The sequence below is a fragment of the Bacillus sp. CECT 9360 genome, from assembly GCF_918741275.1.
Taxonomy (GTDB): domain Bacteria; phylum Bacillota; class Bacilli; order Bacillales; family DSM-1321; genus Peribacillus.
The window spans coordinates 152,393-165,813 of the sequence record NZ_CAKKNA010000011.1 but is presented as its reverse complement, the minus strand read 5'-3'; the positions used below and the strand labels follow the sequence as shown (position 1 = coordinate 165,813).

12 protein-coding genes are annotated in these 13,421 nt (G+C 35.8%); 3 read left to right on the top strand and 9 right to left on the bottom strand.

The window, feature by feature from the left end; translation table 11 throughout:
• Positions 1 to 79 precede the first annotated feature (79 nt).
• From LQ216_RS14920 to LQ216_RS14910, 3 genes are read left to right on the top strand one after another with little or no spacing between them, the layout of a single operon-like run.
• Positions 80 to 1,981 carry a nuclease-related domain-containing protein gene (locus LQ216_RS14920; protein WP_230130273.1) on the top strand — a complete coding sequence of 634 codons (1,902 nt, stop codon included), beginning with the start codon at positions 80 to 82 and terminating at the stop codon, positions 1,979 to 1,981.
• A 53-nt stretch (positions 1,982 to 2,034) separates the two neighbouring features.
• On the top strand, positions 2,035 to 2,541 hold the full coding sequence (locus tag LQ216_RS14915) for a hypothetical protein (RefSeq protein ID WP_230130272.1): 507 nt from the start codon (positions 2,035 to 2,037) through the stop codon (positions 2,539 to 2,541).
• Complete coding sequence (locus LQ216_RS14910) at positions 2,489 to 2,947, top strand: hypothetical protein (protein ID WP_230130271.1); 459 nt, start codon at positions 2,489 to 2,491, stop codon at positions 2,945 to 2,947. The genes LQ216_RS14915 and LQ216_RS14910 overlap by 53 nt, the downstream gene beginning before the upstream one ends.
• Before the next feature lie 9 nt (positions 2,948 to 2,956).
• Here the strand turns inward: LQ216_RS14910 and LQ216_RS14905 are convergent, their stop codons facing one another.
• The 9 genes from LQ216_RS14905 to LQ216_RS14865 form a co-directional block, all read right to left on the bottom strand.
• Complete coding sequence (locus LQ216_RS14905; protein WP_230130270.1) at positions 2,957 to 3,511, bottom strand: hypothetical protein; 555 nt, start codon at positions 3,509 to 3,511, stop codon at positions 2,957 to 2,959.
• Between the two features lie 219 nt (positions 3,512 to 3,730).
• Complete coding sequence (locus tag LQ216_RS14900) at positions 3,731 to 4,156, bottom strand: hypothetical protein (protein ID WP_230130269.1); 426 nt, start codon at positions 4,154 to 4,156, stop codon at positions 3,731 to 3,733.
• A gap of 56 nt (positions 4,157 to 4,212) precedes the next feature.
• Positions 4,213 to 4,371 carry a hypothetical protein gene (locus LQ216_RS14895; protein WP_230130268.1) on the bottom strand — a complete coding sequence of 53 codons (159 nt, stop codon included), beginning with the start codon at positions 4,369 to 4,371 and terminating at the stop codon, positions 4,213 to 4,215.
• A gap of 205 nt (positions 4,372 to 4,576) precedes the next feature.
• A complete protein-coding gene (locus LQ216_RS14890) occupies positions 4,577 to 6,193 on the bottom strand; it encodes a type I restriction-modification system subunit M (protein WP_230130267.1) in 1,617 nt (538 codons plus the stop codon).
• 18 nt (positions 6,194 to 6,211) lie between these two features.
• Positions 6,212 to 7,408 (bottom strand): restriction endonuclease subunit S, encoded by a 1,197-nt coding sequence (locus LQ216_RS14885; protein ID WP_230130266.1) that lies wholly within the window; start codon positions 7,406 to 7,408, stop codon positions 6,212 to 6,214.
• Between the two features lie 42 nt (positions 7,409 to 7,450).
• Entirely contained in the window at positions 7,451 to 10,507 is a 3,057-nt protein-coding gene (locus LQ216_RS14880) for an HsdR family type I site-specific deoxyribonuclease (protein WP_230130265.1), read from the bottom strand.
• A 4-nt stretch (positions 10,508 to 10,511) separates the two neighbouring features.
• The gene (locus tag LQ216_RS14875) at positions 10,512 to 11,090 is read right to left on the bottom strand and encodes a restriction endonuclease subunit S (protein WP_230130264.1); all 579 of its coding nucleotides are present in this window, start codon (positions 11,088 to 11,090) and stop codon (positions 10,512 to 10,514) included.
• A 996-nt stretch (positions 11,091 to 12,086) separates the two neighbouring features.
• Entirely contained in the window at positions 12,087 to 12,293 is a 207-nt protein-coding gene (locus LQ216_RS14870; RefSeq protein WP_230130263.1) for a hypothetical protein, read from the bottom strand.
• A 402-nt stretch (positions 12,294 to 12,695) separates the two neighbouring features.
• Positions 12,696 to 13,418, bottom strand: coding sequence for a hypothetical protein (locus LQ216_RS14865; RefSeq protein ID WP_230130262.1), 723 nt, complete (start codon positions 13,416 to 13,418; stop codon positions 12,696 to 12,698).
• Positions 13,419 to 13,421: the final 3 nt, after the last annotated feature.

The following is a 13,421-nucleotide window of genomic DNA, read 5'->3' as shown; positions in this document are numbered from 1 at the left end:
TAAATTACTAGTTTTTTCCCAATGTTTAAGTTTTTTGTAATATGATAAAAGTACTACATATTTCTGTGAGGTGTTATTAATGCCTGCAACAATAATTGAAAATTTTAATCCAAATGATCCTAGAACAGAGGGAGAAAAATATTTATTAGAGATGCTCAGAACAAGTCCGAGATTTGAAGGCTGGACAGTATTTGAACAGCCCCATATTAATTCTATGAAACCAGATTTTGTATTAACTCATCCCCAAAAAGGTATTTTGATTATAGAAGCTAAGGATTGGAATTTAAACTCCGAGGTATACAGTAGAAATGGCTATATTCGTGGTACCGATGGAAATTATTATAAAAGCAATCCTATAAATCAAGTGGAATATTATAAAAAAAACATTTTACATTATCAGCTGCTTTCGAGTGTCAATCTATCTGAAAGGTTTTCTCGTTATTTTTCATGTATTGAAACGATTGTTTATTTTCACAATGCAACTAAACAGGCAGCTATGAATTATTGTAATGCGTTTCATAGCCACACAAAAGTATGGACCAAAATAGATATGGATTATATAGGAGACACTGAGAATCCTTTAAATCACAATGATCATACTTATGCGTTATCAAGAAACTATTCAAGCTTTTCACAGAATGGTTTACTTGAAAATTTAGTTTCTGAGTTAAACCTTCAACTCCAACATGCTGATTATAACTATGAACGCCGGCAACCTTTTACTTTAACAAGTGACCAAAAAAAGTTAGCAAGTTTAAGTCCTGGTTCTATTCGTAGATGGAGCGGAGTCGCTGGTTCAGGAAAATCAATAATAATTGCTGAAAAGGCCACTCAAGCAGCGAAAATAGACAAACAAGTCTTAGTTTTGAGTTTTAATATTACTTTAAGACACTATTTAAGAGATCTTTGTAGTCAACAATTCGGTCCAGGAAAATATCAAGGGGAACGAAAAAAGCTAAAATCGCACATTACTATTAGTCATTTCCATGACTTTCTTAAATTGCTTTTAACAGAACACCAATTAGAGGTTAATTTTGATGACGAGAATGAAAATGAGGGTTATGAAATCACTCTTATGAAAACTGCAAATGATTACTTTCAATCACACGCCATAAAACCCCATCTTAAATTTGACTATATCCTAATTGATGAGGGACAAGACTTCAAGGCTGATTGGATACGTTTTTTAAAGAACTTTTTCACCGATAGAGGTGAGTTATTTATTGTATATGACAAAGCACAAAATTTATATGGTCATGGTGTATGGATAGAGGACAGTGAACAAATAAAGGATATAGGTTTTAGAGGAAAGCCGGGTCACTTAAAATATACACACAGATTGCCAAATAAGATAGTTCAAAAAATTGCTTTAGTAAGACAGAAATTACAACTCGACGGTGAAGATATTTTATTAGCTAAACAAGAACAAGAAAGTTTCTTTCAAAAAACATTTTGGCATAATTATCGCCCTCATACCCGTCTAGAAAAGTTACAACAAATTGAGCAACATCTTCGACATTTATACGGTTCTAACCAACTAGAGGATATCACTATTTTAACAACCAATGAAAATACCGGCGCTGAAATAGTAAAGTACGTTAATAATCTCGGTGCCGAGACTTCTCATGTTTATGATTTAAATAGACAACAAGACAGAGAACGCCGAAGAGTAGAAAAGTGGAAGTTCCAGGGGGGAACAGGTCGTTTAAAAGTTTCCTCTTACCATAGTTTCAAAGGATGGCAAACACCCAACGTATTACTAATTTTAGACTCTCCGACTACCAATTATAATGGGGAGCAAATCATTATGGGAAATCCACCACTTGAAGCTGTTCAATATGCATTATTTATAAGTATGTCACGAGTAAAAGGAAGAGCTAACAATGGAGAATATACATTCACATCCTTAAATTATTTACCTGAATATGACCATTTGTCATCTATTTTTGATGATCACTTTGAGGCGGAATTGCCTTTTTAGATATGTACCCTGTGTGTTGATTAATCATTTTTATGAGATGGGAGATAAAACTAATGGAATCTATGAAATTGCTTGAACAAATAGATGTTTGTATCGAGCGAACTGCTTCTATTACCAAAACAAAGGAAGAACCTATATTTGCATTGTCTGCTGGACAAATAATAGAATTAATAAGTATTTTTATGTTAACCAAAGAAGAGCATTTGCAAGACCCTTTATCTTTGAATAGAATTTCTCCTAAAAAAATACTAGATGAATGTTTCAATAAAGGTTATCTTCGAACTGATATTTACATGATGATGAATACTATAAGAATTTACAGAAATTATGCAGCACATAAAATCGATGGTAAAGACGATTACTATCACGTTTGTATGCCAATGTTAATTAACATCCTTCAGTGGTTCTATCTAGATTATTTAGGGGATACTGCGCAATTTGCTAATGTTAAAGAAAGATTTTATAAAGAGACTAATACCTTTCTTGTGAAAGAAGCTGTAGCAAGATATGAAGTTGACAAATGTATATGCAAAATTAGAACAAGTAATGAACGTATGTAATAGTATGTATAAGAAACTGACTGATTTAGGTGTAAAAGTTGAAAATATTGATTCAAATGTTACAAAGATATTGAGTCTAGTAAAAGAAATTAATAACGAGATACATAGTATTAAGAAATCCGCCTTAGATACTGAGGAGAAAATGTTCCTTATTAATGATAAACTCGATGGATTACTATCTGAAAATATTGAAATTGACACATACATATCCATTGTAAAACGTTGGCTTAGTTTTGACTGGGAACAGCTTGATTCTTATAGTAAGAATTATTTACCTACTGCAGAATTTCTTTTTGGCGAATTATTCGTTTTAAAGTGGCACCACACTTCTCGCAATAAGGCATTCCGGTTAAAGGGTATCTGTTATGATATTTGGATGGGTCTCCAATATTCCCCTTTGATTTAGCCCTTATTTTCATTTCTCTTTGTAGTAGTTGACGCCATATTTATTTGGACTTGCTTTCACATCGAAAATCAAACAGCATTCATCTATATGTCGTCTTGCGTAATCTGTTAGATTTGCATATCCGTAATCATTTCGGTATATGTATTTCGGATCGTTTATACAAAAATGAGAATCAACATATAGATATTTCCCCGAATCTAATAGACTACTAAGGTTAGAATTCGTCGCATATTCAAACAATGCATCCTGAATACTAATAGTGAACGTTTGATTGTTTTTAAGAGCTTTTTTATCAAAAGCATGGCTTGCCACATAGCGATCATCTACATAAGTGTAAACGCCAACCGCCTCTCTATAACCGAGATCAATCATTCTAATCTTTGCTGCCACCTTAGACACTTCAAAAAACTCAGATAATTCAAGGACTACTGATTCAAAAATCTCATAAGAATTTTCTCCTGAATGTAATCGTTTGTTTTTTGCAATTAACTCTTCTATCTTTACCCTTGTTTGCTTTTCTGGCATCAGTATTCTTGGAGCTAAAGCGTTAGCCAGCCATTCCATCCAATCCAATCCAACGGAGTTCTATTCTTTTCCGGCTTAGCACTTTCTATTACTCTACAACTGTTGCCTTTGCTTCTCGATTATAGAGTTTCTCGAGTTCAAAGAATTCTTTGTGCAATTCCCAGTGAACACACTCATGGATTATCGTATTATTCATAGATCCAATGTTGCGCATAAAAAACACATCGGGATCAATAAGCATTGTTCCTCTTTTTACCTTTACTGACTTTTAGACCCCAGAATCGATGTCATAATATCGAGTTTTAGCATTCGAAAATATATCTGCCCAAAAACAGAACCCGTTTTTGTGATGTGTATTTCTCGAATGCCAAGACCCATTCTTTCAGCTATTTTACGAGCTGGGACCTTCATAGGCTTTTCGAGAGCTTCCGGATAATACTTTTCAAGAAATCCTTCTGCTACTTGATCTAGTTGGTCCTTGCTAATGACAGGAACCAAGTATTCTGAAAGGCGATTCTCCTTATTCTCTCTTTGTTTCATGTAGATAGACACATCTGTTACACCAAAGTCCTGAAGGCCGTCCTCTAATATTGCTGCACAAGAAATTCTGAACCATTGAATTAACCCGTCAGTTTCCCTATTGCCTTTTACTGTTTCAGCAATTTGAATTTCAGCAAAAAACAATTACATCAAAATAAATGCAATGATCCTGTGAGCTAGTTATATTAATCCACTTCACTTCAAAGTCTTCTAAAGCTCGCCTCATCTGGTTCCTCAACAAGGTATGATCTTGATTCATGATGAGAAGGATTTTCTTCTATAAACTCTGATAACTCATCAAAAATTTCGTTATAATACAGTTCCTGAATAACGTCTCTGAATGAATGTAATTTCCCCATAGGCAAGTCTCCTTGCTCTTCTGATAAAAATAAGTCTAGTACACTATTCTCCTAGATTTCCGAATATCTCCGAAAACTGATCCTCAACAGAATCTTTATCATACTCAATTTTATATAGTAACTAAGTAATCATTTTTTTCAACTATTCCAAGCGTTTGTGAAAAGAGCCAAGGTTTAAATCCTCCTTAGCTCTTTTCTAACACTATTATTTACCTAAAAGACTGATAAATTTACTAAGTTCGTTTTTGGCTTCATCGGTTGTCCCGTTCAACTCGTTCAAAAGCTCAAACAATTTGTCATATGAAATCGCGATATCTGCTTTTACTTCTGTCAACTCTTGAGCCACTTGTGAAAGTGGAATAACTTCTCCTTCTTCAAACGTGTCGACATAACGTGGTATGTTCAAATTGTAATCATTTTCTTTGATCTCATCCAAAGATGCCACATGAGCATATTTCTCAACGTCTTTACGATTACTGTAAGTTTCAATAATTTTGTCAATGTTTTCAGGAGAGATTTTGTTTTGGTTCTTTCCTTTTACAAACTCATTTGAAGCATCGATAAACAAAATATCTTTACTTTTCCGAGCTTCACGACCTTTGAACACCAGCACACATGTTGGGATGCTTGTGCCATAGAACAAGTTAGCTGGCAATCCAATAACAGTATCTAACAGATTGTTGTCGATGATATTTTTACGGATTTTACCTTCAGACGCACCGCGGAAGAGTACCCCATGCGGTAACACGATAGCCATTGTTCCAGCTTTATCTAAATGGTACAGTCCATGAAGAATAAAGGCATAATCTGCCTTAGATGCAGGAGCTACACCATAACCCTTGAAACGTGTATCTTTTTCTCGGTCAACGTTTTTTGTATCCCAATTCTGAGAATATGGGGGGTTGGATACGACCGCGTCGAACTTCAAAGGAATTTGTGTGCCATCTTTTTCCGCAAATGGCCAGTCAGCATCAAGTGTGTCTGCGCGCTTCAACTCCATATTGCGATAATTTACCCCATGCATCATCAAGTTCATGCGAGCCAAGTTATAAGTTGTAGTATTCAACTCTTGACCGTAAAACTCAACGCTTCCTTCTTCATTACCATTTGGCAATTCTCTTTGAACTGTCAAAAGAAGTGAACCTGATCCCATTGTAGGGTCATATACACGGAATTGATGGCCAGTACCAGCTGCATCAAGCGTAACAATTTTTGCTAAAATTTTACTAACTTCATGAGGTGTATAGAATTCTCCACCTTTTTTACCAGCATTGGCCGCAAATTGCCCAATCAAATACTCGTAAACGTCACCCAAGATGTCACGGGCTGAATCGTCTTTGAAAGTAAACTCGTTAATCATCAAAACGATATCATTCAAGGCCTTTGCACGTTCGTTTGTACTTGAACCTAGACGTGTGTCCCCAAGGTTAACATCTGAAAATACATTAGCAAAGTCCGCTTCTGCGACTGCGTTACGTTTGGCATTTGTATTGAACGAGTCAAACATATCTTGGAAATCACTAGCTTTGATTTTGTGATTTTCAATTTTTGATACGATTTTGTCCCAGGTGTAGGCTGGGTCAATCGCATATCCGATACCTTTACTGATTTCTTCAAGGTAATCTTCTTTTTCAGTGTCATCTGTCACTTCGTAGAACTCTTCCAAATCATTGACTTTTAAGTATTCATCTTGATTTTCCGATAAATAGCGATAGAACATAAATGGTAAAATATAGTTCTTGTACTCACTTGCATCCATTGTCCCTCGCAGTTTGTTAGCCATCCCCCATAGCTTGGATGTAATATCTTTTGCATTACTCATCTGTGTAATCTCCTTTTCTTATACAAACATGTGTTGAAGCAGTGACTTTTTTAAATTATCAAGCGAATTTAACTCACGCTGATGAAGGGTGATGAGGTGGTCAATACTCTCGAAGAACTCTGAAATCATATTTTGTTCTTCAATAGCTAATGGTAATGAAATCATAATATCACTCATAATGTTGTTCATCAGTTTAGGATTTCCAACTCTTGATACATATTTCCAGGCCACACAATTTAATGCTTCAGCAACTGCTTTATTGGCATATCCCTCATCAGAAAGTAAAACACCATTAACGTTTGTGCTATAAAACTTTCCGTCACGGTAATTTACCGTTCCTGCATTTGCTCCGTCAGTTGTCCATGTAATTGCTGTATCGAATAAATAGTCTTTGTAATAGCCCATTAACCCGTTATTTTTGGTTTGTGATGAGTAAACCGGATATGGCATTTCGTCCGTTTTATTTTCGCTTGTTTCAGTTGCTGCAAGCACTTGACCACGTGTAACTTTGAAAATTTCTCCTATCTTCCGCTTTTCCCAAGCATCATTAAATCCTGCAAATCGAATTTCAGGAACATTGGCTCCATCCTTCGGAAACATTTTTTGAAGTAGACTCTTTTTCGTATCCCTCAGCAGTTCCAACTTACGCTGATGAAGGGTGATAGTTTCATCAAGTTGTTTGAAAAATGAACCGACTTTTTGTTGTTCGTCGTTGGTTTTTGGTAAAAAAAGTTCAGTATCAAAAAAATCAGCTGCGGTAATATTTAGTAAACCATGGTTGCGTGCACCTTCAGCAGCTCTCATTGCAATTTCTTTATGCCAATTATGCGTATCGTAATAACAAACTAAAAAATCAGAATCAACCTTCATAGGTTTAAATGTAATATAAAGTGTTGATAAAACACCATTATCATATAAATCCAAACGTTTCACTGCACCCCATGGGTAATCTTTAGAATAGCTTTTATTGTATGCAAACTCACCATTCATCAATAAATAGTATCCACTAATATCTTTACTTGCTACCACTTTTTTGAAAAATGTTTCTTGGTCTACTAACCCATATTGAGCCGAAATAGTTAATGGCAATGTTGATTCTAAATCTTTATTCTTTCTGGTAACTCTTTCAGTAACGTCCCCCAACCTACAATGTTCCCAAGCATCAATAAATCCTGCGAATCTGATTTGAGGTGATTTTGTTATTTTATCACTCATTTCTGTTCTCCTTTTTGTAGTCTGCTTAATTTTATCACTTGACTATTCTCCCTTCTTAATTTCGTCAGCCATTTCGTAAAATGCCTTACGGAATTCAATGCGATATCGTACCCAGGTTAATTCTGCAATCTTTTCAGCTGCAATTTCTTTATAATCAGATCTTGCGTCATTCATGATTGCGGTTAACTCACCTTGTTTATCCATATCCTCTTGACCTAATCGGTGTTTCTTAATCAAGTTTTCAAGTTCCTTAGGCTTTGTGCTGTTATCAAGTCCCCAAGTACGGATGAAGTTCGTTACAAGTTGGATATTAGTATCTTTTTGTGTTCTATCCATAGCTTGGTTCATTTTTTCAACACTTCGAGGTGCTGGATAATTATCAAACTCAAACTCTTTCGAGAAAATCTTAGATACAAAGTTCCGCATCTTAGATTTTTCTTTTTCATTGTCAGACTTGGCAATTTCAAGATGGATTTCATCACGTGTGCTTTCCGCTTTTGACATATCGTTCGCGTGAACCTCGTCAGCCATCCGGGCAATCAAATCAATCAAATAATCATAGTTGATGGTAACATCGTGAATATGAACCATAGAGAGATTGACTTGCGAAATATCAATGTCTTCTCGCTTTGCACGTCTTTCCTTCAACTCACCGGCGATTACAGTTGTTAAAATTACTTCCTGCTCTTCAGTAATACCTAGCCGTTCATAGAACTCTTCAGGATTATCATAGGCGGAAATAGGATTTTTGTCATCATCTTCGGTATATTGTTTCAACTGACTCAACAAGCGATTATACTCTTTCAAATTCTCAAAGACTTCATCCTGTGCTTTTTCACTTGGTGGTAATTGTACAAAATCGTCTGTGAGCGTTGAAAGTTTCTTGATGACTTCTTGCATCTCAGCTTGGACCTTGCTAAATGGTTTAGAAATGATACCAGACTCTTCGTTGCCTTCTTTCAAATCTTCAAGTGAAAGCTGTTCTTCAGCAGATGCACGATTTGAATAGATAGCAAAAGCCTTATTCATTTCATACTCGTTTTGCTCCGGCCAACGATAGTTCACGACATTTCCCCAAGGCTTATCGACAAGGTTATGCATTCGGTTAGTACGTGAGTATGCCTGAATCAAGTTCCCACCCTTAAGCGTTCGATCAATATAGAGCGTATTCATCTCAGGCGCATCAAAACCAGTCAAAAGTTGATCCACAACGATTACCAAATCTAAATAGTTACCATCATCAGCTGTTTTGTTTAAACGTCGTGCTAAGTCTTCTGTATAGGCTTTAACTGTCGTCATATCGAAAGCTGTGCCAAACATTGCGTTATACACTTTGATGGCTCTGTGCAAGTTTTCGTTCGTTTTCAGTTGATGAATACTATTGGATGTATCTGCCGAGAAACTCACCGCAATTTTTAGTCGTTTATCTGCTGGACGATTCGCATTCTCTTCCGCAAACTTATCGAAGTATTCCATCGCTCTTGGTGTACTTGCTTTATTACCACCAACGTGGACTGTAAACAAGGCATTATACTTACGGTCATTTGAACGTTTCTTCCAGTTATCGAAGATGTCTTTAACTACTAAGTTCACATGTTCTGGACTAACGTCGTAAACACTACCACGAACATTTTCATCGATATCATCTTCGGTGGGATCTTCGGGAGCCTCGATCGTTTCCTTGAATTCAACGTTAAACCCTAAGACATTTTTATCCGCAATAGCTTCTTTGATGGTATATGCATGTAGTAGTTCACCAAAGATTTCTCGTGTTTCAGGAAATTTTGGTGTACCGGTATAACCAACCCAAGCAGAATTAGGAATCGCTTTTCGGATTGTTTCGAGCATACCTTCATTTTCAGTACCGTCACCAGTTGAACGGTGGGCTTCATCCACGATAAAAAGAATATTTTCATTAAGCGGCTTGAAGCTGTCCCGCGCTACATAACGCGACATCTTTTGGATACTTGTCACAATGATGTTCTTATCGCTTTTCTTCGTTAGTTTGCGATTAAGGTCTGAGATATTGGCTGTGTCACCCACCACACCAGTTTTCCCCTCAAAACCCGCAACAGGATCATAGGCTTTATAGGCATCAGCTGTTTGGTTGGTAAGCGCGATTCGGTCAACCAAGAAGACAACTTTATCTACATTAGATAGACGGCTTGCAAGCCACGCTGTCTTAAAACTTGTGATTGTTTTACCTGAGCCTGTCGTGTGCCAAATGTATCCCAATTTACCATCGTCATATTTGAAGTTAAACTTTCTAACTTTATCAAGCACACGCTTTGTGGCATAGACTTGATAAGGACGCATGACTTTGATACTTTCTTTGTTTTTTGTACCATCAAGTACCATGTAGCGTGTTGCCAATTCATGAGCCATTGGAATGGACAACACTTTATCCGCAAACGTCTTCCATGAACGAATAGGGCGAGCATCATTTTCGTTTTGCCAGTTGAATACAAAAGCTCGGTTAAATTTTTTGAGTGGCGTATTTGCCATATAACGAATATCAAACTGCGTCATCGCAATTAGAATCTGCAAGGTTGAAAAGATATCGCTGTATTGTTTTTCAGCAATATACTGTTCCATCTGGTTTAAAGATTCTGTAGCGCTGTGAAGTGCTTTCTTTAATTCGATTTGAATAATCGGCAAACCATTAATAAGTAATGTCACATCAAATCGACGGTTAGGCTTACCATCAATAACTTTTGGCCGTTTAATTTGATTTACCACTTGATAAACAGTGTTTCCACCCCCAACTTGGGCTTGGTCAAATACTGTCAAAAACACATGCCTACCATTGTCAAGGTCAACTTCAATTTCAGAAACACCGTTAACACCATACAAAAATTGTCCAGCCTGGTAAGGTGTTTCAATATTAGTGATGATTTTCTTCACCTGGTTAAATTCAGTGACAGACAATGGTTCATCTAAACGAGCACGATTGTTTTGTTCTAGGATCATTTTAAAGTTATCCCAGAGTTGTTCGGTTGATTTGATTTCTTTTTTGTATTCCCATTGTTTTACTCCACCGATTTTGGTCAAATAATCGATGACTTCATTTTCAAATGCTAATTCCGATTGACTTTTCATTTGATTATTTCCCCTTTAAGGTTTCTTCTATTATCGAGCTCGTAAACTGCTCAATCAATTCTGCGTATTTGTTTAACTTACTTTGCAGATTCAATGTTTCTGCGTAAATAGCGCCTATTTTCTTCTGTTCCTCGAGCGGAACAACAGGAACGATAATTTCCCCAAGAGCACGTAGTGGAATTCTAAGAACCGGGCCAATCCCCTGTAACTCCCTTTCTTTTTGCCGCCTCACATCTTTGTAAGCATTAAACAAGAAGATAAAATATCGCTTATCAAGTTGTCCGCTATCAAACTCTATTTTTGTGAAGTTAAGAGACAACACTTTACCAACATTATTTTTACCGACACTTGTTGCTAGCTGCAATGAGTTACTGATAACAACATCACCTTCATTTAATGATAGGTTATTTTGAAATAAAGGTTTTGCCTTATCTTCAACAACTACGTCCTCATGATTATAATCAACTTCAAAAGACGCCTGGTCATAATAATTTATCTCTTGTTTTCCAAACTGCTTTTGCGCCCTGGTTGGATTTATACCTGGAACAAAAGTTACGAATTCTTTTATTTTTCTTTTCTCCAAATAAATTGCCTCCCAAATTTCAGATAGCATTTTTTGAAATATTTTTATATTCCTTATTAAATCACTTCAAAATACGTTTTGTCAAACGATAATTTGAAATATTATTATATTTCTTATTCTAGGGGTTCTAACTCTTAATTGATATTCATAGCTATTTGGCACTTCAGGAACGGTACCATATGTGTTCTGCTATTACATTTTGAGCAAATAGGTGTGATTTTTCTAACGGTGTTCATTTCCAATCTCCGCTTTAACATATAATAGAAAGTGCATAAAAAAGACCCCCAACCAAATCGGTTGAGAGCCTTTAGAGCGTTGATAATTAACACTTTGAGAACTGAGGTGCACGACGAGCGCCTTTAAGACCTTATGTTTTACGTTCTTTTGTGTGTATATGAATATGAAGAAACATGACAAACACGCACCTTGCATTAGAACTGTTTATTAAACTTTTTCCAAATCATAAGTACATTACTTCACAAACTTATTAAATTAATAAAACACCCACTAGATTAGTTTATTAATAAATAATAAAGAGCTGTTCACATTATGATAGCCATGAAGGACTAAGAATTAGCCCGAGTCACCCCTAGTTGTAGTTCACCACCTTAACAATTCTTAACAATTCTTAGGAATCCTTAGGAATTCTTAGCAGCCTACCTGCAGTTACTTCAGTTGAGTTTCATACAGCTTAATAACTGGCCCTTGATTAACTTCAGCTGTATTACCTAATTTAATGTAATAGTCTACAAGCCTTCTTTACCTAATGTTCAAATTATCCATACTTACCTCCCCTTCGATTATTCCTGTATATTTTCAAGCTTCTGCTTTTTTTCTAGCGATAAAATCAAAGTATCTCTCTGTTTTACGCCCATTTAATAATCCATAAAATTGAGTTAACCCTTAATAGTAGTCTGAGTGCAGTATAACTCAGGCAAAGGGTTTATATAAGTGTATTCCTTACCTAGTAAACGGATTTTACCGAGTGAAAATACATCACTTCAAATGAATTTGAACAATAGTTGCGATGCCGAATTTTTGTTTGACCCTATGAAAATTACTCTTTTCGATCGTATATAATGTGCCGTCCAGAAAAACATTTGAGCCTTTTTCTGGAAGATGAAATTGTTCGTCGTACCCCGGAAGTTTATTCACTGCTTCTGCTCTGAATAATTGGCCATCCTTTAAAAACTGAAAAACCATCTCACATCCCCCCCCCCATCATAAGGGATTCGCTACTTAAATTTGATTTCCTTTAACTAACATAAAATGAGCTGAAAATGCCAGACAGGTTCGGTTATCATGGATTACGTTTTGTGTGACCTCCCCTATTACTGGTCGACAATCTGTTAGGATACCATCCAAATAAAATATCTTTTTGAAGGTGGATTAATCAGAAAATTTACCTCACAATTATTTCAATTCAACTTTCGCCATACACTCCACATGTGTTGAGTGCATTTAACAGATGTAATTTACAAGAAGCGGCTATATCCACACTTTTAAAAGGTTATTAAAAAAAGCTTACCTTGATTAAAGTTTAAGGTAAGCTACATTCAAAAATGACCAAGAGGTGTATAACCTTATGCAAGACAAAAATAAGGATTAAACTACAACCAACTTTTTTGATAAAATAACAATAATTTTATCAGCAATTTGGAGCATTTTCTTATGGGGAATATTGGTCTGGCTAAATAGAACACCTCTCTTACTCAAAGAAACTTTTACCCAACCGTTATCAAAATCACTATCATCTATTATCAACTCTATATTAGATAATTTAGCACCCGATGTTTTTTTAAACCTTGTCCACTCAGGGCCAAGATTTACCTCATCCCCTTGTAAGAGCACGTTATTTAAATTTGGTAACCCTAAATTACTAAACCATCCAGATTTTATCTTTATATCTGGAGCAAATTTAATTATTTTCTCAACGGCCTCTAATAAATCTACTTCATAAGGCTCACACTTTACTCCGGTACCGGTCCGTAATCTTTTAAAGGCAATATGAGCTATGTCAGCTTTATTACTACCGATAGAATAAACGTAGCCAATACTTTCACTTTTATACACATCGAGAGTAAACAACCTCATTATATGGTTAAATTCTTTGTTCCATAGTTTTCCTTGTATTTTATATTTCTGACTATGTTTTAATTTAAACCGCTGATAACCCTGGATATTTTTCTTATCATCAGTGCCTTTATATATTCGTGTTTCAGCGGTGTCAGTTTTCCCTTCTATCTCTACTTGTTCTTTTCCAATCACAGTCTCCTCTATATCATTCGGGAAGTCTATTACTTTATTTATTGTTAAAATTCGTGGCATTAA

Excerpts from the sequence above, each read along its gene's own strand:
- LQ216_RS14885 (WP_230130266.1), bottom strand. The coding sequence starts at position 7,408 with ATGAGTGATAAAATAACAAAATCACCTCAAATCAGATTCGCAGGATTT.
- LQ216_RS14920 (WP_230130273.1), top strand. The coding sequence starts at position 80 with ATGCCTGCAACAATAATTGAAAATTTTAATCCAAATGATCCTAGAACA.
- LQ216_RS14905 (WP_230130270.1), bottom strand. The coding sequence starts at position 3,511 with ATGGAATGGCTGGCTAACGCTTTAGCTCCAAGAATACTGATGCCAGAA.
- LQ216_RS14890 (WP_230130267.1), bottom strand. The coding sequence starts at position 6,193 with ATGAGTAATGCAAAAGATATTACATCCAAGCTATGGGGGATGGCTAAC.
- LQ216_RS14915 (WP_230130272.1), top strand. The coding sequence starts at position 2,035 with ATGGAATCTATGAAATTGCTTGAACAAATAGATGTTTGTATCGAGCGA.
- LQ216_RS14865 (WP_230130262.1), bottom strand. The coding sequence starts at position 13,418 with ATGCCACGAATTTTAACAATAAATAAAGTAATAGACTTCCCGAATGAT.
- LQ216_RS14910 (WP_230130271.1), top strand. The coding sequence starts at position 2,489 with ATGAAGTTGACAAATGTATATGCAAAATTAGAACAAGTAATGAACGTA.
- LQ216_RS14880 (WP_230130265.1), bottom strand. The coding sequence starts at position 10,507 with ATGAAAAGTCAATCGGAATTAGCATTTGAAAATGAAGTCATCGATTAT.
- LQ216_RS14895 (WP_230130268.1), bottom strand. The coding sequence starts at position 4,371 with ATGGGGAAATTACATTCATTCAGAGACGTTATTCAGGAACTGTATTAT.
- LQ216_RS14870 (WP_230130263.1), bottom strand. The coding sequence starts at position 12,293 with ATGGTTTTTCAGTTTTTAAAGGATGGCCAATTATTCAGAGCAGAAGCA.